Genomic DNA, 21,514 nt, shown 5'->3' on the forward strand with positions numbered 1-21,514 from the left:
AGAGGTGAAGAAGTGAAAAATGTACATAAACTAACAGAGGGTGCCATTCTTTTAGCGTCGATGGCTGCTCTAATCTTAATAAGTACTTACGTTCCTATTGTAGGGGGACTCGTCGTCATTACAATACCCATACCATTTATATTATTTTCAGCAAAAAACAATATAAAAATGATCACAGCCTTTTGTATAGCAGCTATTTTTATCTCCTTTTTTGCGGGCTCATTAAGGGGGCTAGCCCTTATGCTGATCCATGGATCTGCTGGGGTGGTCATTGGCTATCTGGTGCAAAAAAACAAGAGTCGGAATTTTATTTTACTTGCTAGTACCCTTATCCTAACAATTGGAATGGTTATTTTTTATAGTGTTTCGGCTGCTTTTTTCCAACTGGATATTATTCATGAATTGAAGACCTCTGTAAATGAATCAATGAAACAGTCTGAAGAGATTTTAAAGACGCAAGGGCAAGAGGCGCAAATTGAGAAATTACAAGAGCAAGGTAACCAAATGATAAATCAAATCACGACTCTTGCTCCATCGTATCTGATTTTCACTGCGGTATCTGCTGCGTTTTTCATTCAATGGATTAGCTTTCCGGTTGTAAAAAGATTTGGTGTAAATGTCCAACCATGGGGGAGTTTCCGTAATCTATCCCTGCCGAAAAGTCTTTTATGGTATTATTTAATTGCCTTAGGTGCAATGCTGTTGTTTCACCCACATGAGGATACATATTTATATTCCGTATTAATCAATGCTAAATATCTTTTAGAGATTTTACTGACAGTGCAGGGTCTTGCTTTTTTATTCTATATTTTCCACCAGAGGTCGGTTGCAAAGGGACTTGGGGTGCTTGTTGTAATTCTTACTTTGATGATTCCAATAGTCCGTTATATAATAATGATATTGGGCATTACTGATTTAGGCTTTGATTTTCGAAAGCAATTTGAAAAGAAAGAGTAAGATTCACGACTAGGAGCTGAAAACTTTGCCTGCATTTTTAGAAAAGCGGTCAATCCGTTATCCCTTTTATGGGTTAATAGGCGTTACAGTGGTACTGCTCATTGTCTTGTTATTATATAACTGGATTTTAAGTGTGGCCGGATTATTTTTAATGTTTTTCCCTCTCTACTATATGTTTGTCATTGAGCGGCGCCAGAGAAAAGAAATGGAAGAATACATCGCAACCCTTTCCTACCGAGTCAAAAAGGTTGGCGAAGAGGCGCTTATGGAAATGCCAATTGGGATTATGCTCATTAATGAGGAGTATTTCGTTGAGTGGACCAATCCTTTCCTGGCATCATACTTTGATGAAGAAACATTAGTCGGTAGATCGCTTTATGATGTGGCAGATTCACTCATTCCATTGATTAAACAGGAAGTGGAAACGGAAATTATTACTCTTCATGGACGGAAATTCCGTGTTATCCATAAGCGTGAGGAGCGGCTATTATACTTTTTTGACGTCACGGAACAAAAGGAAATCGAGAAAAAGTACCAGGATGATCGGACGGTTATTGGCACCATTTTCTTAGATAATTACGATGATCTGACACAGGGTATGGATGACCAAATGCGTGGGAGTATTAACAATCTCGTGACATCTATCCTAAATAAATGGGCTCAGGATAATGGAATTTTCCTCAAACGGGTTTCCTCTGAGCGATTTATTGCCGTGTTTAGTGAAGGAATTCTCCATGCTCTTGAAAAGGGTAAATTTACTATTCTTGATGATGTAAGAGAAATGACCTCCAAGCAGAATGTCTCCTTTACCTTAAGTATTGGGGTTGGAACAGGTGTTACTTCATTACCTGAATTGGGAGCATTAGCCCAATCAAGCCTTGACTTAGCTCTCGGCAGAGGCGGCGATCAGGTAGCCATTAAACTGCCAAATGGGAAAGTGAAATTCTTCGGTGGAAAAACAAATCCTGTTGAAAAACGGACAAGGGTAAGAGCACGTGTCATTTCTCATGCCTTGAGGGATTTAATTACGGCCAGTGATAAAGTGATTGTCATGGGGCATAAAAACCCTGATATGGATTCTATTGGTTCAAGTATTGGCATTTATAAAGTAGCGCAAATGAATCAAAAAGAAGCATATATTGTGGTCAATACGACGGAACTAGACAATGGTGGCAAAAGGCTCATGGAAGAAATACGTCAGAGTGAGCAGTTATATGCACATTTTATTGGTCCAGAGCAAGCATTAGAAATGTCTACAGACAAAACCCTTCTAGTGATTGTGGATACACATAAGCCTGCCTTAGTCATGGAAGAGCGACTATTAAATAAAATAGACCATGTGGTGGTCATTGACCATCATCGTCGTGGTGAGGATTTTATTGCCAATCCATTGCTTGTTTATATGGAGCCCTATGCATCTTCTACTGCCGAGCTAGTAACGGAATTTTTGGAATATCAGCCTAAACGAGGTAAAATTGAGATGATCGAAGCCACTGCTCTATTAGCAGGGATTATTGTCGACACAAAGAGTTTCTCCTTACGGACAGGGTCCAGGACGTTTGATGCAGCCTCCTACTTACGTGCACATGGTGCAGATACAGTTTTAGTCCAAAAGCTTTTAAAAGAAGATGTAGATACATATATCAAACGGGCCAAGCTGATTGAATCTGTTACTTTTTATCGTGAGGGAGTGGCTATAGCAAAAGGAAATGAAAATGAACTGAATGATCAAGTCATTATTGCGCAAGCAGCAGATACTTTGTTAACGATGGATGGGGTTCTCGCCTCTTTTGTTATTTCCAAAAGGAATGAAGGTGTTATAGGAATTAGTGCACGTTCACTAGGGAACATCAATGTCCAAGTGATTATGGAAAGCCTTAAAGGTGGCGGTCATCTTACGAATGCAGCGACCCAGCTTAGTGGCTTAACGATAAACGAAACGGAAACAAAGTTAAAGCTGGCAATTGATGAATATTTTGAAGGAGTGAAAAAAGAATGAAAGTAATTTTTCTTAAAGATGTAAAAGGAAAAGGTAAAAAAGGTGAAGTGAAAAATGTAGCTGATGGCTATGCACATAACTTTTTAATTAAACAAGGTTTAGCTGTTGAAGCAAATAATTCCAACATCAGCTCTTTAGATGCTCAAAAGAAGAAGCAAGAAAAAGAAGCAGCAGAGGAATTGGCTGAAGCAAAAAAGTTAAAAGAAGTATTGGATAAAATTACGGTGGAGTTAACGGCTAAAGCTGGTGAAGGTGGAAGACTCTTTGGTTCCATTACAACAAAGCAAATCGCAGAAGAATTGCAAAAGAAACATGGAATTAAAATTGATAAGCGTAAAATGGAATTAGCTGATGCGATTCGCACACTTGGCCATACAAAGGTTCCAGTAAAGCTTTACCATGAAGTAACAGCTACATTAACTGTCTCTGTTAAAGAAATAAAATAGTACGGGGATAAAATTTGCCAGTGTGAATTGGTATGAAACCATGTTAGAATATAAAAGTTATCAATGATGTGATCGGTCCTAGCTGGTCACTTTTTTCTTTTTAGGATATGATATAATACTTTTAGACTATTACTTAAAATCATCCTACTAGAATAGGAGGTTTTTTATAAATGAATGATTTATTCGCGGATCGCATGCCGCCACAAAATATAGAGGCCGAACAGGCTGTTTTAGGGGCTATCTTTTTAGAGCCTTCTTCTTTAACTTTGGCATCGGAAATCTTGATTCCTGAAGATTTTTACCGTGCCGCACATCAAAAAATATTTAATGTGATGCTCAACTTAAATGACCAAGGGAAAGCCGTTGACTTGATTACCGTGACGGAGGAGCTGGCAGCCTCCAAGCTTTTAGAAGATACCGGTGGTGTGAGTTATTTAAGTGAGCTTGCAGGTTCTGTACCTACAGCTGCTAACATTGAGTATTATGCGAGAATAGTAGAAGAAAAATCGTTGCTTAGAAGACTGATTCGTACTGCAACGAATATCGCAACCGATGGATATTCGCGTGAGGATGAGGTTGAAGCGCTCTTAAGTGAAGCGGAAAAAAGTATTATGGAAGTTGCCCAGAGAAAGAATGCAGGAGCATTCCATAATATTAAAGATGTCCTTGTCCGTACGTATGACAATATTGAGGAAATGCACAATCGTGTGGGAGAGATCACGGGGATTTCTACCGGATTTGCTGAGCTAGATAGAATGACAGCAGGATTCCAGCGAAATGACTTAATTATTGTGGGGGCTCGTCCTTCCGTAGGTAAAACGGCCTTTGCTTTGAATATTGCTTCCAATGTAGCGACGAAGACAGGTGAAAATGTAGCTATTTTCAGTCTTGAGATGGGTGCAGAACAGCTGGTTATGCGTATGCTTTGTTCGGAAGGAAATATCGATGCCCAAAGGCTGCGTACGGGTTCCTTAACGGATGATGACTGGGGCAAGTTGACTATGGCAATGGGTAGTCTTTCAAATTCTGGGATTTTTATCGATGACACGCCTGGCGTTAGAATTAGTGATATCCGTTCGAAATGCCGTCGCTTGCAGCAAGAGCATGGGTTAGGCATGATTTTAATCGATTACTTGCAGTTGATTTTGGGAAGCGGCCGATCAGGAGAGAACCGTCAGCAGGAAGTTTCGGAAATTTCCCGTTCCCTTAAGCAGTTAGCACGTGAGCTGAAGGTTCCTGTTATTGCTCTTTCTCAGCTTTCCCGCGGTGTGGAACAGCGTCAAGATAAGCGTCCGATGATGTCCGATATCCGTGAATCAGGAAGTATCGAGCAGGATGCCGATATTGTTGCCTTCTTATATCGTGATGATTACTATGATAAGGAATCGGAGAATAAAAATATCATTGAAATCATTATTGCCAAGCAGCGTAACGGCCCAACTGGTACTGTAGCGTTAGCCTTTGTTAAGGAATATAATAAGTTCGTCAATCTCGAGACGCGGTATGAGCCGCCTGGTGCATAGATTTCTGAAGGTTAGCCATTCTTGGCTAGCCTTTTTTGTTTACAAGTTGGAAGATTAATAGAATGGTAAATTGATATATTACGAACATAATATAAAGTTTATTGTAAATTGTTCGTGTTTTGTTGATTTTTACTCTGTAAATTGATAAACTATCTGAGGGAATAATAAATATTTACTGAAAGCAAAAATTTCGGAGGTGCCTTTTATGTCATCAGTAGTGGTTGTTGGTACGCAATGGGGAGACGAAGGAAAAGGAAAAATTACTGATTTCCTGTCTGAAAATGCAGAGGTCATTGCACGTTATCAAGGTGGAAACAATGCAGGCCACACCATTAAATTTAATGGAGAAACCTATAAATTACATCTGATTCCATCAGGGATTTTCTATAAAGAAAAAGCATGTGTAATTGGGAATGGTATGGTTGTCGATCCGAAGGCACTGGTTAAAGAACTTGCTTATTTACATGAAAAAGGAATTACAACGGATAATCTTCGCATTAGTAACCGCGCTCATGTCATTCTTCCTTACCACCTCAAGCTAGATGAAGTGGAAGAAGAACGCAAAGGTGCAAATAAAATCGGTACAACTAAAAAAGGGATCGGTCCTGCTTACATGGATAAAGCTGCTCGTGTCGGTATTCGTATGGCAGATTTATTAGACCGTGAAATTTTTGAAGAAAAGCTGGAACAAAACCTAGCTGAAAAAAATCGTCTATTTGAACGTATATATGAAACAACAGGCTTTACCAAGGAAGAAATCCTTGATGAGTACTATGAGTATGGCCAACAAGTGAAGCATTATGTTTGTGATACATCTGTTGTGTTAAATGATGCTTTAGATGACGGCAAACGTGTTCTATTCGAAGGAGCACAGGGGGTAATGCTTGATATAGACCAAGGCACATACCCATTCGTTACTTCTTCGAATCCTGTGGCTGGAGGAGTAACGATTGGCTCTGGTGTTGGTCCATCTAAAATTACGCATGTAGTTGGAGTATGTAAAGCCTATACTTCCCGTGTGGGTGATGGTCCATTCCCAACTGAATTACATGATGAAATTGGACATCAAATTCGCGAAGTAGGTCGTGAATACGGTACAACAACAGGACGCCCTCGCCGTGTTGGCTGGTTTGACAGTGTAGTTGTCCGTCATGCGCGTCGTGTCAGTGGATTAACAGACCTTTCACTTAACTCAATCGATGTATTAACTGGCATCGAAACATTGAAAATTTGTACAGCATACCGTTATAAGGATGAGTTAATTACTGAATACCCTGCGAATTTACGAATTTTAGCAGAGTGTGTTCCAGTTTATGAGGAATTACCAGGCTGGACAGAGGATATTACAGGAGTGAAATCATTAGATGAGCTTCCAGTTAATGCCCGCCACTATGTAGAGCGTGTAACGCAGCTAACAGGAGTGCCATTAACAACTTTCTCTGTTGGACCTGACCGTAATCAAACAAACGTAGTAAGAAGCCCTTGGAGACAAGTTTAAAACATAATGAGAAGCCCTCAAATTTGAGGGCTTCTCATTATTTAAAAAGTTTTTTTTAAAAAGTATTGCTTAAATAGTATTATCCATGCTATTATAAAAAGCGTCGCCACGATACGACAAAGAAATTATGAATCATCTTCATTCGAGAGCCATTAGCTCAGTTGGTAGAGCATCTGACTTTTAATCAGAGGGTCGAAGGTTCGAGTCCTTCATGGCTCACCATTTAAATATTTTAGTATGGCCCCTTGGTCAAGCGGTTAAGACACCGCCCTTTCACGGCGGTAACACGGGTTCGAATCCCGTAGGGGTCATCGGCATTTGATTGTCAGTAAGTGACTGGCAAGGACGGTTTCCTTACTGACGATCAATTTATAATGGTCCGGTAGTTCAGTTGGTTAGAATGCCTGCCTGTCACGCAGGAGGTCGCGGGTTCGAGTCCCGTCCGGACCGCCATTTAATATTACAAAGTTTATTATGGCTCAGTAGCTCAGTCGGTAGAGCAAAGGACTGAAAATCCTTGTGTCGGCGGTTCGATTCCGTCCTGAGCCATCCAAAAAAGAAGTTTGCTTAGGCAGGCTTCTTTTTTTATTCCCTCACAGAACACATTTTGTAATCTTTTTGTAATAAACCTCCCTCCTATTTTACAAAACAGGAATAATTCGCTTGTCCTATTTTATAAAAAGAAATCTATTACTCTAGGACTATAGTATTCCTTGATACTATAGGAATTCTACCCTACTTCATATATTAATATCCAAAGAAAAATCGAGCTAATTTGACTGAATAATTTTAAAAAAAAGTAGAAAAATGTCAGCAATTATACATTTTTGTTACATTATATCAACTATTAATCTTTTTAAAACAAACTATGGTAAAGTAAAGAAGGTCTAAAATACTGGGGAATTCTTTGTTAGTCAAAAGTACTAGAGTAAGAGGGTTTTACCGTGGTTTAGGAGGAAAAGATGTTATTTTTTAATAAAATAGCGAAAACAAAAAAGTTTTTACTACTTAAAACGACCATTATTACTGTATTGGCCGCATCTGTCGTTGCCTTTAGCAATGGGCCAGTTGCACTTGCTACTTCATCGAAATTAGCCACCATTTATCATGTTTATTTGAATGGTACATATATCGGTAATGTTACTGATAAAAATATAGTCGATCAATTAGTGGACGAGGAAGTTATAACAGCAAAAAAGTCCCTCAAGGATGTCACACTAAAATTTGGTCCACAGGTCAATTACATACCTGAACAGGTTTTCCGTGCTTCTGCCGATAATCAAGAAACACTTCAAACTATTAAAAAGTCATTCCAACTGCAAGCGGAGGCATCAGCCATCGTTATTGATGGTAAACCAATTGCTTATTTAGAAAATAAAGAGGCAGCCGAGAATGTCATAAAGAAACTAAAGCTTCAATACGTAACTGAAGAGCAATTAAACGAACTGGAGTCTAGAAAAGCATCAGCTACTCCTTCTTTACCCGCATTAAAGGAAAATGAAACCCGTTTGTTAGACGTTCGATTATCTAAAGATGTTTCAATTAAAACAGAAAATATTGCTCCGGAAAAAATAATGTCTAGTGCGGAAGCCTTAACGTTTTTACAAAAAGGTACGTTAGAGGAAAAGAAATATATTGTTAAAGAGGGCGATGTTCTCGAAACAATCGCTGCGAATCATGGCTTAAGTCAGGCTGATATCCTAGCATTAAATCCAGGTCTGACGGCTGAAACTCTTTTGAAGATTGGGCAGGAATTAAATGTTACGGTTCTACAACCTTATGTTGCTGTCATTGTTGATAAAGAAGCTAATCTAAAGGAAGAAATAGCATTTACGAATGAAGTAGTTGAGGATTCATCTATGCCTAAAGGTGAAACCAAGGAAAAGCAAGCAGGACAAAATGGATCCCGCTTAGTAAACTATTTACTATCAGAACAAAATGGTGTAACCATAAAAAAAGATCAAACAAGTGAAAAAATTCTACAGCAGCCAATCAATCATATTGTTATTAAAGGAACGAAAGCAATCCCGTCTCGTGGGGAGGGTTCCTTTGCCTGGCCAACTGTTGGTGGGTATGTATCCAGTAAGCTTGGCTATCGCTGGGGAAAAATGCATAAAGGGATTGATATTGCGAGACCAAGTAACAAGACTATTAAGGCTGCGGATAATGGCGTTGTTGTTTCTGCTGGTTGGGATTCAGGTGGCTATGGAAATAAAGTCATTATCGACCATAAAAATGGTTTCCGTACGCTTTATGGCCACATGTCATCGATTAACGTAAAAGTAGGACAAACCGTTTCTAAAGGCACAGCAATTGGAATCATGGGTGCAACAGGAAACGTAACGGGCGTCCACCTTCACTTCGAAGTATATAAAAATGGAAGCTTAGTTAACCCACTTACCTATTTAAAATAATATAAATGAAAGGTCTCTAGTCGTTACTAGAGACTTTTGCTTTTTATGAAAAATAACAAAAGTAGAAAAGTATAACATGCCAATCTTGCCAAATGCTAGTTAAAGATGAATTTATGCTAATAAAATGGTAAAGTAAAATAGTATAGTTATGACTTTAACAGCTTGTGAGTGAATAGATAATTGATAAAAAAAGGAGCAATGGTATGGAAAAGAAAATTCTTGTTGTGGATGATGAAAAGCCAATTGCAGATATCTTGCAGTTCAACCTGAAAAAAGAAGGATATGTTGTCTATTGCGCCTATGATGGAAACGAAGCACTAGAATTAGTGGAAGAGATACAGCCGGATCTAATTCTCCTAGATATTATGCTCCCATTAAGAGATGGCATGGAGGTATGTCGGGAAGTTCGCAAAAAGTACGAAATGCCGATTATTATGCTGACAGCGAAGGATTCTGAAATTGATAAAGTATTAGGCCTAGAACTAGGTGCAGATGATTACGTAACAAAACCGTTCAGCACAAGGGAATTAATTGCCCGTGTGAAAGCAAACTTACGTAGACACCAACAAGTATTGGCACAGCCAGATGCCGAAAATGAGTCAAATGAAATTGAAATTGGTTCCCTCGTGATTCATCCAGACGCCTATGTGGTTTCCAAACGCGGTGAGACGATTGAATTAACACACCGTGAGTTTGAGTTGCTTTATTATTTAGCAAAGCATATTGGGCAAGTCATGACGAGAGAACATCTTCTGCAAACCGTATGGGGCTATGATTATTACGGAGATGTGAGAACGGTGGATGTAACGGTTAGACGTTTGCGTGAAAAAATTGAGGATAGCCCAAGCCATCCAACATGGATTGTTACCCGCCGCGGAGTTGGATATTATTTACGGAATCCTGAACAGGAGTAATATCATTGATGAAAAAGGTTGGTTTTTTTCGGTCAATACACGTAAAATTTGTCATCATCTATGTATTGCTTATATTAGTTGCTATGCAAATTATCGGCGTGTATTTTGTAAAGCAGCTGGAAGAAACGCTTAGAACAAACTTCCAGACATCATTAAAAGAGCGCGTAAATTTGCTTGCATATAATATCGTTGAGGAAATGAAAAAGGAACGGTCCCCTGAGGATCCAACGGTCGAAGAGGATATTAAGAAAATCCTCCGAGACTTTGATGCGGGGGATATTTCTGAGGTTCGGGTAATTGAAAATAGATCTCTTAAAATTCTCGGCACTTCCAACACCAACAATCAGGGGCTGGTTGGGCAACGGACAACAGAGCTTCGAATCAAACAATCAATGGTGATGGAAGAAGATCAGAGTGTCATTCAAATTGACCCACATACAGGGGATCGGATTTGGGTACTTGCTACCCCTATTAAATCAGGGAAAAAGGTTATTGGGGCTATCTATCTTGTTGCAAAAATAGAAAATGTGTTTGAACAAATGAAAACCATTAATGGTATTTTTGCCACAGGAACTGCGATTGCTTTATCGATTACTGCCGTTTTAGGAATTTTATTAGCCCAGACGATTACAAGACCGATTGCCGATATGAAGAAGCAAGCATTAGCCATGGCAAAAGGGAATTTTTCACGGAAAGTAAAAGTGTATGGGTATGATGAGATTGGCACACTGGCGATTACCTTTAACAACCTGACGAAAAAGCTTCAAGAAGCACAAGCCATGACCGAGGGGGAACGGAGAAAGCTTTCGTCGGTTCTTTCTTATATGACAGACGGGGTTATAGCTACCGATCGGAAGGGTCGAGTCATTTTAATTAATGAACCAGCAGCCAAGCTATTGAATGTTTCACGTGAAACAGTTTTATCCCAACCAATTGTGTCCCTTTTAAACTTAGATGATACGAATACATTTGAAGACTTACTCGAGGAGAATGATTCATTAATCCTAGATTACAGTACGAAATCGGAGCGTTATTTCCTTCGTGCGAATTTCTCTGTTATCCAAAAGGAAACCGGCTTTGTTAATGGACTGATTGCCGTTCTTCATGATATTACGGACCAGGAAAAAATTGATGCCGAGAGACGAGAGTTTGTAGCCAATGTATCACATGAATTAAGAACACCTTTAACCACGATGAGAAGTTACTTGGAAGCATTAGCTGATGGTGCCTGGCAGGATGAGGAGATTGCACCGAATTTCCTAGAAGTAACACGGACTGAGACGGAGAGAATGATCCGGCTCGTTAATGACCTTTTACAGCTTTCAAAGATGGATAGTACAGATTATCGGCTTACGATAGAATGGGTCAACTTTGTTGACTTCTATCACCGAATCATTGACAGGTTTGAGATGACTAAGGAACAAAATGTTACCTTTAAAAGAAAGCTCCCTAATCATGCCATATTTATTGAAGTTGATGAGGATAAAATGACACAGGTTTTATATAATATCATTTCGAATGCCTTAAAGTACTCTCCTGAAGGTGGACAAGTGACCTTCTCTATTAAAGAAGAGGAAAGTAGAATAATTGTCAGCGTCAAGGACCAAGGTGTTGGAATTCCAAAGGAAAACATCGGGAAGATTTTTGATCGTTTTTATCGTGTCGATAAAGCAAGGACCCGTAAATTGGGTGGGACAGGCCTGGGTCTAGCCATTGCGAAGGAAATGGTCAATGCTCATGGGGGTTCAATTTGGGCTACTAGTCAGGAAGGAAAAGGAACGACTATTGCGTTTTCCCTTCCATATGAGCGTTCAGAAGAGGATGAATGGTCATGAGATACGAAAATATTAAATCATGGATTTTAACCATACTAGTCTTGGTTAGCATACTTTTAACCTGGAACCTTTGGACCTATCAACCTAACTATGACACGATGGAAAATGGGAATACCGTGAAAGAGGTTACGGTAAGTGAAAAACAAGAGGTTCAAAGTATTGTCAGTCCTAACCAGATTTTATTCCATTTGAAGGGCAAGCACTATGGTACGAACAATCCAGTGGAATTAGACAAGATAGTGAAGGAACTAAGAAAATGGTCCTTTTTTGATGTGAAAAATGTGACCGACAAAGTTGGGAATATTAACGATTTAGCTCGTAAGGATGGAAATGCAGAAATTACTTATTCAGGGGAAATTCCCATTGAACTGTATCGCAGTGTTTTAAATATTGAAGGAAAAAAGGTACCCTCCTTCAATTTTAACCGTATTATTATCGATGTTGATAATTCGGAGAGGGACACGGGAAGCGTTTATTTTGTTTCCTCTGAAAATCAACAGGTGTATTTAAGTCGGATCTCTTCCGTTAATTTGAGCGAATTTAATCATGATTTTTACAAAAATGCGACTCGGTATCCTGAATTTTTTGCCTTTAAAGCATCTGAGAGGCGAACGATTTACCTTCCTGAAGGAAAATCGGAGATGACCACTTATAAATATTTACCGGTAGCAATCAACTCAGAGGAATTCAAGGATGCGCTGTTTAATGATCCAAGTTATGTGCAAAAAAGCTTTATCTCAAATGGGGAAGAGTACGCAAATGATTCTAGTAAGATGACGATTAACTATGATACAAGTATGCTTCAATATGTAAACCCTATTCCGGAAGATACTTATATTGATAGCTCATATGATTTAGTCAAGCGAAGCATCGATTTCGTGAATGAGCATGGTGGGTGGACAGGGCCTTATCGATATGTTTCTAAAAGCGAATATAATCGTTCCGTTACGTTCCGATTGTATAGTACTGACGGCTACCCAGTTTATAATGACAGAGGGTTGTCAGAGATATATGAAGAATGGGGACGAGATGAAATAGAAAAATATGTTCGCTCCTTCATATCACTTAATCTACCGTTAACAACTGAAATGAAAAAGGTGACGCAGCCTTCAGGTCATGAAATAGTGGAGTTTTTACAAAAAAAGCAGAACTTTAAACCAGAGCTTCTTGAGGAATTGATTTTAGGCTATCGAATGGAAAGGGATTCGGAGGAGAATAAATTGATCCTCTTAGAACCTACCTGGTTTTATCGATATGATAAGACGTGGGGTCAAATTACGATGGACGATCTAGGAGGCTCAAAGCATGGATTGGAGTAAAATTAAAACCATTTTTATCTTAACCTTCTTGATTTTAGATGTATATTTGTTATTTCAATTCATGAAGATTCGTGATGCCAATAAGTATGAAATCAAAACAGAAGCATCCTTTGAAGAACGATTAAAAACCGACGAGATAAAGTATGTAGAGCTTCCAAAGGAACCAGTTAAGAGTCAGTATCTAAGCGCTAAGCCGAAGACTTTTGCGAAAGGCGATTTGGCCAAGCTAAAGGGACAAACGCCTTCTTTAAAGGGGCCTGGGACGACCCTTGAATCTACACTTGAAAAGCCCGTGCAGCTAAGTTCCAAGTTTGAACCAGCAGAGCTTGCCAACTTTTTAAAGGAAAATATTCTCTACGGTGAGCATTATCAATTTTGGGAGAAGAACGATAAAAAAAACACGGTTACTTACTATCAACAATATGATAATTTCCCCTTATTTAAAAATAGGAACGGGATGATTATCTTTACGATTAATACAGACAATCAAATTGTCTCTTATCAACAAACCTATCTTGAAGGAATTGAAAAGCTTATGGGGAAGGAAGAGATTCTTACTCCATTAAAGGCAATTGAAACCCTTCATTCTAAAGGAAATCTAAAACCGAAGAGTAAAATTACTAAAGTTGAGCTTGGGTATTCAACACTTGTTCAGTTGGCGGCATCCCAAGTGTTAGCGCCAACCTGGCGTTTTGTTGTTGATGATAAGGAAAGCCTGTTTGTGAATGCATTTGAAGGTCAGATTATAGAATTTAACAGCGATGAAAATAGTAAAGTGGAGTGAAGTAGAATGTCTTTACGATATAGCATTCTGGCAAGCGGAAGTACTGGGAATGCCCTCTATGTGGAATCAGATGAGCATTCCTTCCTTGTAGACGCTGGATTCAGTGGGAAGCAAATGGAGTCTTTATTTGCGCAAATTGACCGTGATATTAGTAAGCTTTCCGCGCATTTTTGTTACCCATGAGCACAGTGATCATATTAAAGGCATCGGCATTCTTGCACGTAAGTATCATTTACCCGTATTCGCAAATGAAAAAACCTGGCGTGCAATGGAAAGCTCTGTAGGAGCGATCCCAACGGAGCAAAAGTTTGTTTTTGATATGGAGACAGTAAAGAGCTTTGGTGGAACGGATATAGAATCATTTGGCGTCTCACATGACGCAGCTGAACCGATGTTTTATGTGTTCCATCATTCAGGAAAAAAGCTGGTCCTGATTACGGATACAGGTTATGTAAGTGACCGAATGAAGGGGATCATCTCTAACGCCGATGTGTATATTTTTGAATCCAATCACGATGTGCAGATGCTTAGGATGGGAAGATATCCTTGGAACATTAAGCGTCGAATTTTAAGCGATGTAGGGCATGTGTCCAATGAAGATGCAGCTCTTGCGATGAGTGATGTGGTGGGTGACCAAACGAAACGTGTGTATCTGGCCCATTTAAGTCTTGATAATAATATGAAAGACCTAGCAAAGATGGCCGTGTCTCAAACGTTGGAAAGCCGCGGAATGATTGTCGGAGAACAATTTGACCTCTATGATACGGATCCAAAAACACCAACCATTTTAACAGCAGTATAAGTTTTTTAAGGAGTTGCTATTCTAGCAGCTTCTTTTTTATGAAAAAATTATGAACAAAGTCGTAAGTTTTTCTTAAATTTTAGCCGTTCTTTAGAAATTTAAGGAAGAACGAGTATAATTGTTATTATAAGCCAAAATAGTAATTAGCAATCTTTTCGAAAGAGAGGAATGGTGTAAATTGGGTTATTATGACGATCATTCACAAGGACGCTATCGGGAACAAAAAGGAAAAAAAAGCGGGGTTTTTCTCGCTAGCTTAGTTGGTGCTATACTTGGAGCAATTTTAGTTATCATTGCCATTCCAGCCTTGTCCAATCAAGGTGTTCTGCCTTATGAGATTAATTCAGCTCAAAATGCAGGAACAGAAAATAACAACACGAATACAAATCAGCAAAATATCGTCCAAAGGCAAGTTGCTTATGACGTCAATACAAATACCACAAAAGCAGTGGATAAAGCAGCAGATGCAGTGGTTGGAATTAACAACATTCAATCAACCAGCTTCTGGTCAGATAATGGGAATGGGGATAATTCAGAGGAAGCTGCAGGAACCGGATCAGGTGTTATTTATAAAAAAGAAGGCAATCAAGCCTTTGTTGTGACGAACCATCACGTAGTAGAAGGGGCCACAAAGCTCGAAGTAAGTATGGCAGACGGAACAAAAATCCCAGCTAAATTGCTTGGAAGTGATGTTTGGACAGACTTAGCGGTGCTTGAAATTGATGCCAGCAAAATAAAAAAGATTGCAGAATTTGGAGATTCAGATAGCTTGAAAATGGGTGAACCTGTTATTGCTATTGGAAATCCGTTAGGGGCTACGTTCTCTGGATCGGTTACACAAGGGATTATATCAGGGATTAAACGGACCATTCCGGTAGATATCAATCAAGATGGCATTATTGATTGGCAGTCGGAGGTTCTGCAAACAGATGCAGCGATTAACCCCGGTAATAGCGGCGGGGCCTTGATTAATATTGCGGGCCAAGTTATTGGAATTAATTCAATGAAAATATCTCAAGAAGCTGTTGAAGGAATTGGTTTGTCGATTCCAATTAACTCAGCTAAGCCGATTATTAATGATCTTGAGAAATTTGGTTCAGTTAAACGTCCATATATGGGCGTGGATTTAAAGTCCGTATCTGAGATTCCTGCTTATTATCAGGAAGAGGCGTTGAAGCTTCCACGAGATGTAAATTATGGAGTAGCTCTTCGCCAGGTAGTGCCGAATTCTCCTGCATCCTTAGCTGGATTAAAAGAACTGGATGTAATCGTGGAAATGGATGGGCAGAAAATAAATGACGTGATAGATCTTCGTAAACATTTGTATCAGAAAAAGAAGATTGGCGAGAAAATGAAGATTAAATATTATCGAGAAGGCCAGTTAAAAGAGACTACGTTAACGCTATCTGGAGAAAAACTACAATAATAGATGCAGGCAGGTGGTACATTCACCTGTCTGTTTTTTTTATGATATGATAAATGAGTTATTTAAGTAGCCGTATGACGACTGCTTATAAAGTTAACAATAGGAATAACAGATTTATTCGGTGTAGGAAGGTGAATAGAAAATGATTTATTGCTGTGAGGAACATGTAGATGTTGCTTTAGATACGGTTGTGGATGAATATGAAACTTTTCCGGTATTAACAAAAATTGATGTGGATAACTTATCAACAAGTTGTGAATACTGCCAAAATACAGCTGTATATATGGTAGCGAACAAGTGATTCCATACAATATGTGGATAAAAAATGTGGACATGTGGATAACTTCTGTGGATAAGTTGTTTGTAAACTGTTTGTAATAAAAATTAAAGGGTTGTGGATTGTGAATATCTCGATCATTACGGTTGGTAAATTGAAAGAAAAATATTTAAAGCTTGGGATTGAGGAATATGTAAAGCGACTTTCTGCGTATGCAAAAATTGATTTAGTAGAAGTGGCTGACGAAAAAGCGCCAGAAGAATTAAGTGAGCTAGAGATGAAGCAGGTTAAGCAAAAAGAGGGAGAAAGAATTCTTGCTAAAATCAACCCAGATACATATGTGATAGCTTTAGCGATCCAAGGAAAATTGCAATCATCGGAGGAGCTTGCGGATACGTTAGATAAATTAGCGACGTACGGAAAAAGCAAGATTGCTTTTGTAATCGGTGGATCATTAGGATTAAGTGAGGAAGTGTTGAAAAGGTCGAACGAGCAGCTATCTTTTTCCCGGATGACCTTCCCCCACCAGTTGATGAAACTAATCTTGGTTGAGCAGATTTATCGTGCTTTTCGTATAAATAGGAATGAACCGTACCATAAATAGAGGCAGTTTTTTTACTAGATTAACCAAAACAATGTTAATAGTAATTTGAATTAATAGACTGGAAAAATCCTGCCGACACTCGGCAGGATTTTTTCTATAAACTTCAACTTGCAAATACATGAGGGTATTCTGTAAGCATATAAGCACAGGACCCTGAAGGACATACGACATAATCAGCATCCATAAACGTATCGATTGTCCGTTTCATTACTTCTTTTGTATCTTTTACATAACAACTATTATAGGATGGCTGACCGCAACAGATTCATGTTTTGTGATAAAATATATGATGTTACAATGAATAATGGTAGCAAGAAGGCAGGTATTCAGATGAAGATTAATATACATATTGTGGTACCGTATGAAGCGATGATTCCTGTTATTCAGGAATGTATCCCTCTTTTTCCTACACTTAATATTACCTATTCACTTGGCGATTTAGAGGAAGGAGTTAGGAGGGCGATTCATGCGGAGGAAAATGGAGCAGATATTCTTATTAGTAGGGGTGGAACGGCTCAATTAATTAAGAAGAACGTTCGGATTCCTGTTTTGGATATGCACCTTTCCGGATATGACATGATTCGGTCGCTTTCTTTGGCAACAAATTTGGAAAGAAAGACTGCGATTGTGGGCTTCTCAAATATTACCTCTGGGGCTCAAGCCATTATTGACTTATTAGACCTTCCATTACAAGTATTCACGATTTCCGATCAATCAGAGGTAGCCCCATTAATTTTAGAACTAAAAAACGCTGGCTATGAGCAAATTGTGGGTGATGTGATTACAATGAAAACCTCAAAGGCATATGGTCTTAAGGGTTTTTTAATTCAATCAGGCAAAGAGTCGATTATGACTTCACTTGAGGATGCGGAGATTCTCTATCGTTATCTACAAGACAAAAACAGTGTCACAAAGGTCATGGAGCAATATATATTAAATAACAATCAAAATCTAATGATTGTCGATGGGCAAAATAAGATGATTTATGAGCATTGGACGGATTTTCCCTCCAATCCACTAACAGAGGAACATTTATACATATTTAATACAGACCTTGAGATCAATCAACATAAAATGACGAGAAATCTTATGCTTGATGATAGGACGATTAATGTGACGGGCTACTGTGTTCAAGTTGATGAGAAACGTTACAAGGTCATAGTAATAGAAAAAAATACAATGCCACTTATCAAGCGAAAGGGACTTACAATCGAGACGGAAATTGCAAGTGAACCAATTGCGGATACCTCTGTTTCGATCAAGACGATACTCAATCATATTGAAACACTATATAAAAGCAATCAAATCATCCTATTAGAAGGAAGAAAAGGAACAAGCAAGGCCTTTATTATGCATTATATCCATAAAAAGCTTAATGATGGCGGCATGCTTGTTACCATTAATTTTAAGGAATTTGAGCAACAATATTTGGACAAGCTGCCGTTACGAAAGATTCAGACAGTCAAGCTGATGAATACGGAATATGCAGACAATCACGAAATACTTTCCCACTTTTTAAAGGAATGCCAAGAACATCAGGTTCGTATTTTCATCGTTTCAGAAAATGGATTTGTTCCTGAGCTCCTTCCAGGACTCAAACTTACGAAAATCATTATGCCGAATCTATCTGAAAGAAAAGAGGATATTCGCACCCTGGCCCAATATTTCATCGCATACTACAATCAGAAATATGGAACAACAGCTGTGAAAATCACCCATGAGGCATTACGGTTTTTAGAGAACTATACCTATCCGAATCAGATTGATGATTTGAAAAACTTAATCAAGCAGGTTGCCCTCAATTCGAAGGACTATGTGATACAAAAGGAAACGATTGAAAAAGCGAATACGAATGAATACCTACCATCCAATGACATTCTTCAAAAGGGTACCCTCAAGGAAATTGAAAAGGAAATCATTAAATGGGCATTGAAGGCAGAAAATCATAATCAAACAAAAGCAGCAGAACGATTAGGCATTAATCGTGCAACCTTATGGCGTAAGCTTAAAGAGTAATCTTTATGCTTACGCCTATTTTATTAGGGAAAATAAGACAGGTTTTACAGTTCTGAACAAAGGGAAAATTCCTACTCTTATTTACTGTTGCGAAATGAAACATCATAATCTCCGTTAATAGTAATTTATGAAAAAAGTGTTGCTTTTATAAACAATTTATTTTAAGATAATAAATGTAAACGGTTACTAAATAACTGGTGTTACTTTATTAAACAATCTTACAGGTGGTTCAGGATTGAGAGGCACCTCGTGATTTTCATGGGGAGGACAACAAAATGAAATTAGCAATCATAGCAGACGATTTAACAGGTGCTAATGATAGCGGAGTTCAATTAGCACAACATGGTCTGAAAACCTCCGTATTATTTGACATAGATAAAGAATCAATCCGTAACTATGAGGCAATTATTTTTGATACAGACAGTCGTTCCATCGAACGTGAAGAAGCCTATCAAAAGGTAAAAGATGTGGCGAGCTTTTTAAAGGAAGCGGGCTTTCCCTATATCTTCAAAAAAATTGACTCCACGATGAGAGGAAATATTGGTGCAGAAATTGATGCGGTCTATAATGTGGTTAAACCGGATTTTATGATGATTGCACCAGGATATCCTAAAAATAACCGTACAGTCTTAAACTCCTCTCATTATTTGAATGGAGTTCCATTAGCAGAAACAGAAATTTCTAAGGACCCGAAAACGCCTGTTACCCTCTCTTTTTTGCCAGAGCTTTTACAGGAACAAACAAAGCAAAAAATGGGAACGATAACACTCGATGATTTGGAGCAAGGTGTGACAAGAATTCAAGAAAAGTTAGATCATTATTTTGAACAAAACATCGCTTACATTATTGTCGATTCAACAGAGGAACAGCATTTAGAGCAAATTTTAGCGTATACAAAGCAGTTACGTTACCAATTCTCATGGGTAGGTTCAGCTGGAATCGCAAATTATCTTCCAGCTTACTATGATTTACCAGAAATGCAACGTGAATTGTTGATTCCAAAAAACGATGGTCCAATTCTTACAGTGGTAGGAAGTGTGAATAAAAACTCAAGAGCACAGTTAAAGCTATTGTTAGAAAAAACAAATGTGTGTCCAATCGCATTTGAATCCTACAAATCGGTTTTAGATGAAGAAGAACGTGCAAATGAGATTAGAAGAGTCTATAATCAAGCGGTGGAAAACGCTGAACATGGCCGAGATGTTGTCATCTATTCTACTGGTGAAGCAAGCGATATTGAAAAGGCTTGGAAGATAGGAGAAGCAAAAGGCTTAACCCATACACAGATAAGCAATGAAATCGTAAAAGCTATCGGCTCTGTTTGTGCCGTTCTTTTAGAAAAAGGCTATTTTAAAGGTGTTTCAATGACAGGTGGAGACACTGCAAAACAAATTTGCCATCTATGGGATGTTAAAGGCTTTGAACTATTCGATGAATTGGAAATTGGTGTACCGATTTCGAAGTTTTATGGAAATGATAATTTTTATGTGATAACAAAGGCTGGGGGATTTGGAACACCAGAGGTATTTATCAACGCAATTCACAAATTAAAGGGGGAGTTAACATAATGAAACCAGTAATTGGGATTACAATGGGAGATGCAGCAGGAATTGGACCTGAAATCATTGTCAAGGCACTTGCGCATGAGGAAATATATCAAATTTGTCGTCCTGTCGTCATCGGGGATGCAAAAATACTAGAACGCGTAAAACCGATTGTTGAATCAAGTGCAAAGATTAATATAATTAACGATCCAGTTGAAGGAACGTACGAATATGGAACAATCGATGTAATTGATGTAGACATCGTGCCAGTGGATTTACCATTTGGAGAGGTTTCATCAATTGCTGGAGATGCAGCCTTTAAATTTATTGCAAAATCCGTTGAACTTGCAAAAGAAAGAAAAATTGATTCCATTTGTACGGCACCGTTGAATAAAGAAGCCTTGCACAAAGGCGGCCACATGTACCCAGGACATACAGAAATTTTGGCTGACCTAACGGATACAGAGGATTTCTCCATGATGCTCACAACACCAAATTTAAAGGTGATTCATTTAACAACACATATGGGTCTCATTGATGCAATCAATAGCATCAATCCAGAAAGAACCTATAAAGTGGTTAAATTAGCACACGAAACACTTTCACGAGCAGGCTTCGATAACCCGCGTATCGCGGTTTGTGGCATTAATCCACATGCAGGGGAAAATGGCTTATTCGGCTACGGAGAAGAAGAGGAAAAATTACAACCAGGTATTGAACAAGCACAGGCAGAAGGGATTAATGTAACAGGGCCACTACCTGCGGACACTCTTTTCTTCAGAGCAGGAAGAGGAGACTTCGATATTGTAGTAGCCTGCTATCATGACCAAGGCCATGCGCCAATTAAAGTTATGGGCATTGAAGATGGCGTCAACATCACAGTGGGACTAAAAGGCGGAATTATCCGCACATCCGTCGACCACGGAACAGCCTTCGACATAGCCGGTAAAAACATTGCAGCTGAACAAAGTATGCTTGCTGCGATCAACTCAGCTATTGAATTGGCACCGAAGAGATAGGAACAAACAGGGGAATGGCTCATGCCGTTCCCCTGTTTGTTATGTGCATACATCGTACACCGATATCCTTAGGTAAAAGGCTGTTTTTTTGGAGGAATTAAAAAAAATTCGATCGAAATAATAGGCAATTACAATTC

At 38.7% G+C, this 21,514-nt stretch carries 16 protein-coding genes, 4 tRNA genes and 2 pseudogenes; 21 read left to right on the forward strand and 1 reads right to left on the reverse strand.

The annotated features are described in order from the left end of the window. Positions 1–12 precede the first annotated feature (12 nt). From QFZ87_RS02460 to rlmH, 18 genes and pseudogenes are all read left to right on the forward strand, one after another. Positions 13–957, forward strand: a complete 945-nt coding sequence (locus QFZ87_RS02460) for a YybS family protein (RefSeq protein WP_309857249.1) — start codon at positions 13–15, stop codon at positions 955–957. Between the two features lie 25 nt (positions 958–982). After that, positions 983–2,956: a DHH family phosphoesterase gene (locus tag QFZ87_RS02465; RefSeq protein ID WP_309857252.1), complete on the forward strand. Its 1,974-nt coding sequence runs from the start codon at positions 983–985 to the stop codon at positions 2,954–2,956. Next, positions 2,953–3,402, forward strand: coding sequence for a 50S ribosomal protein L9 (gene rplI, locus QFZ87_RS02470; RefSeq protein WP_309857255.1), 450 nt, complete (start codon positions 2,953–2,955; stop codon positions 3,400–3,402). Before QFZ87_RS02465 ends, rplI begins: the two co-directional genes overlap by 4 nt. A gap of 170 nt (positions 3,403–3,572) precedes the next feature. Then, the gene (gene dnaB / locus QFZ87_RS02475) at positions 3,573–4,925 is read left to right on the forward strand and encodes a replicative DNA helicase (RefSeq protein WP_309857258.1); all 1,353 of its coding nucleotides are present in this window, start codon (positions 3,573–3,575) and stop codon (positions 4,923–4,925) included. 205 nt (positions 4,926–5,130) lie between these two features. Further along, positions 5,131–6,423, forward strand: coding sequence for an adenylosuccinate synthase (locus tag QFZ87_RS02480; RefSeq protein ID WP_309857260.1), 1,293 nt, complete (start codon positions 5,131–5,133; stop codon positions 6,421–6,423). Between the two features lie 146 nt (positions 6,424–6,569). Then, a tRNA-Lys gene (locus QFZ87_RS02485) sits at positions 6,570–6,645 on the forward strand. A gap of 17 nt (positions 6,646–6,662) precedes the next feature. Then, positions 6,663–6,734, forward strand: a tRNA-Glu gene (locus QFZ87_RS02490). Positions 6,735–6,799: 65 nt separating this feature from the next. Next, positions 6,800–6,876, forward strand: a tRNA-Asp gene (locus tag QFZ87_RS02495). A 23-nt stretch (positions 6,877–6,899) separates the two neighbouring features. After that, positions 6,900–6,972: transfer RNA gene (locus QFZ87_RS02500), tRNA-Phe, on the forward strand. Between the two features lie 413 nt (positions 6,973–7,385). Next, entirely contained in the window at positions 7,386–8,837 is a 1,452-nt protein-coding gene (locus tag QFZ87_RS02505; protein WP_309857263.1) for a peptidoglycan DD-metalloendopeptidase family protein, read from the forward strand. A 203-nt stretch (positions 8,838–9,040) separates the two neighbouring features. Continuing rightward, positions 9,041–9,751 (forward strand): response regulator YycF, encoded by a 711-nt coding sequence (gene yycF / locus QFZ87_RS02510; protein ID WP_309857266.1) that lies wholly within the window; start codon positions 9,041–9,043, stop codon positions 9,749–9,751. Between the two features lie 8 nt (positions 9,752–9,759). Beyond that, complete coding sequence (gene walK, locus QFZ87_RS02515; protein ID WP_309867600.1) at positions 9,760–11,586, forward strand: cell wall metabolism sensor histidine kinase WalK; 1,827 nt, start codon at positions 9,760–9,762, stop codon at positions 11,584–11,586. Next, positions 11,583–12,905, forward strand: coding sequence for a YycH family regulatory protein (locus tag QFZ87_RS02520; RefSeq protein ID WP_309857267.1), 1,323 nt, complete (start codon positions 11,583–11,585; stop codon positions 12,903–12,905). The genes walK and QFZ87_RS02520 overlap by 4 nt, the downstream gene beginning before the upstream one ends. Further along, positions 12,892–13,689, forward strand: a complete 798-nt coding sequence (locus QFZ87_RS02525) for a two-component system regulatory protein YycI (RefSeq protein WP_309857269.1) — start codon at positions 12,892–12,894, stop codon at positions 13,687–13,689. The genes QFZ87_RS02520 and QFZ87_RS02525 overlap by 14 nt, the downstream gene beginning before the upstream one ends. Positions 13,690–13,695: 6 nt before the next feature. Continuing rightward, a pseudogene (locus QFZ87_RS02530) lies at positions 13,696–14,491 on the forward strand (MBL fold metallo-hydrolase). 178 nt (positions 14,492–14,669) lie between these two features. Continuing rightward, entirely contained in the window at positions 14,670–15,917 is a 1,248-nt protein-coding gene (locus tag QFZ87_RS02535; RefSeq protein WP_309857271.1) for a S1C family serine protease, read from the forward strand. 142 nt (positions 15,918–16,059) lie between these two features. Continuing rightward, positions 16,060–16,218 (forward strand): CxxH/CxxC protein, encoded by a 159-nt coding sequence (locus tag QFZ87_RS02540; protein ID WP_309857273.1) that lies wholly within the window; start codon positions 16,060–16,062, stop codon positions 16,216–16,218. A 100-nt stretch (positions 16,219–16,318) separates the two neighbouring features. Further along, on the forward strand, positions 16,319–16,798 hold the full coding sequence (rlmH, locus tag QFZ87_RS02545; protein WP_309857275.1) for a 23S rRNA (pseudouridine(1915)-N(3))-methyltransferase RlmH: 480 nt from the start codon (positions 16,319–16,321) through the stop codon (positions 16,796–16,798). A gap of 112 nt (positions 16,799–16,910) precedes the next feature. Here the strand turns inward: rlmH and QFZ87_RS02550 are convergent. After that, positions 16,911–17,063 (reverse strand): annotated as a pseudogene (locus QFZ87_RS02550) (heterodisulfide reductase-related iron-sulfur binding cluster); the annotation flags it as partial. 65 nt (positions 17,064–17,128) lie between these two features. On the opposite strand from QFZ87_RS02550, the gene QFZ87_RS02555 reads away from it, so the two are divergent. From QFZ87_RS02555 to pdxA, 3 genes are all read left to right on the forward strand, one after another. Next, positions 17,129–18,814 carry a sigma-54-dependent Fis family transcriptional regulator gene (locus QFZ87_RS02555; protein WP_309857277.1) on the forward strand — a complete coding sequence of 562 codons (1,686 nt, stop codon included), beginning with the start codon at positions 17,129–17,131 and terminating at the stop codon, positions 18,812–18,814. Positions 18,815–19,089: 275 nt separating this feature from the next. After that, positions 19,090–20,382, forward strand: a complete 1,293-nt coding sequence (locus QFZ87_RS02560; protein ID WP_309857279.1) for a four-carbon acid sugar kinase family protein — start codon at positions 19,090–19,092, stop codon at positions 20,380–20,382. Next, on the forward strand, positions 20,382–21,377 hold the full coding sequence (gene pdxA / locus QFZ87_RS02565) for a 4-hydroxythreonine-4-phosphate dehydrogenase PdxA (protein WP_309857282.1): 996 nt from the start codon (positions 20,382–20,384) through the stop codon (positions 21,375–21,377). The genes QFZ87_RS02560 and pdxA overlap by 1 nt, the downstream gene beginning before the upstream one ends. The last annotated feature ends 137 nt before the right edge of the window (positions 21,378–21,514 follow it).

Origin of the sequence: Bacillus sp. SLBN-46, from assembly GCF_031453555.1 — a bacterium.
GTDB lineage: Bacteria > Bacillota > Bacilli > Bacillales > Cytobacillaceae > Neobacillus.

Excerpts from the sequence above, each read along its gene's own strand:
- rplI (WP_309857255.1), top strand. The coding sequence starts at position 2,953 with ATGAAAGTAATTTTTCTTAAAGATGTAAAAGGAAAAGGTAAAAAAGGT.
- dnaB (WP_309857258.1), top strand. The coding sequence starts at position 3,573 with ATGAATGATTTATTCGCGGATCGCATGCCGCCACAAAATATAGAGGCC.
- QFZ87_RS02480 (WP_309857260.1), top strand. The coding sequence starts at position 5,131 with ATGTCATCAGTAGTGGTTGTTGGTACGCAATGGGGAGACGAAGGAAAA.
- QFZ87_RS02505 (WP_309857263.1), top strand. The coding sequence starts at position 7,386 with ATGTTATTTTTTAATAAAATAGCGAAAACAAAAAAGTTTTTACTACTT.
- yycF (WP_309857266.1), top strand. The coding sequence starts at position 9,041 with ATGGAAAAGAAAATTCTTGTTGTGGATGATGAAAAGCCAATTGCAGAT.
- walK (WP_309867600.1), top strand. The coding sequence starts at position 9,760 with ATGAAAAAGGTTGGTTTTTTTCGGTCAATACACGTAAAATTTGTCATC.
- QFZ87_RS02520 (WP_309857267.1), top strand. The coding sequence starts at position 11,583 with ATGAGATACGAAAATATTAAATCATGGATTTTAACCATACTAGTCTTG.
- QFZ87_RS02525 (WP_309857269.1), top strand. The coding sequence starts at position 12,892 with ATGGATTGGAGTAAAATTAAAACCATTTTTATCTTAACCTTCTTGATT.
- QFZ87_RS02540 (WP_309857273.1), top strand. The coding sequence starts at position 16,060 with ATGATTTATTGCTGTGAGGAACATGTAGATGTTGCTTTAGATACGGTT.
- QFZ87_RS02555 (WP_309857277.1), top strand. The coding sequence starts at position 17,129 with ATGAAGATTAATATACATATTGTGGTACCGTATGAAGCGATGATTCCT.
- QFZ87_RS02560 (WP_309857279.1), top strand. The coding sequence starts at position 19,090 with ATGAAATTAGCAATCATAGCAGACGATTTAACAGGTGCTAATGATAGC.
- pdxA (WP_309857282.1), top strand. The coding sequence starts at position 20,382 with ATGAAACCAGTAATTGGGATTACAATGGGAGATGCAGCAGGAATTGGA.